Below are 437 nucleotides of genomic sequence, written 5' to 3' on the forward strand. Positions count from 1 at the left end.
CGGCCCCGCTATACGCGCGGGTGGCCGGGCGTGCGGACAAAAAGTGTGAACAAGTCGAGAGGAGAGTCGCAGAACGCCTCTCGGTTCGACAGGCCAAGGCGCTGACGACCATAGTCGGAATTACAGCACTCGGGTCGACGAGTGCAGCAGCACAGTCGCTGGGCGAGTTTGGCGATGCCATGTGCGGAACTGGCCTCGGTCAGCTCATCGGCTTCGTGTTCATTGGGGCCGCCATGTACCTATTCATCAAGGCGGTGATGAAGGGCATGACCGCGATGGAGAAGATGAACTCGACCAAGCAGGGCCAGCAGCACGAGGGTAAACAGCAACTCGTCGACGCTGGAACGACCTTCTCCGGTGTGTTCATTCCGGCACTCGCCGCAGGGGTCACGGAAATTATGGGCATGAACACGGTATCCTGCCTTGCGCCGTCCTCG

1 protein-coding gene is annotated in these 437 nt (G+C 60.4%); it reads left to right on the top strand.

What is annotated here, in order from left to right; genetic code table 11:
• Positions 1–437: hypothetical protein (locus tag DVK03_RS19575; RefSeq protein WP_121593856.1), on the top strand; the 437-nt coding region annotated here is incomplete at both ends.

The sequence above is a fragment of the Haloferax sp. Atlit-109R genome (assembly GCF_003665865.1).
GTDB lineage: Archaea > Halobacteriota > Halobacteria > Halobacteriales > Haloferacaceae > Haloferax > Haloferax volcanii.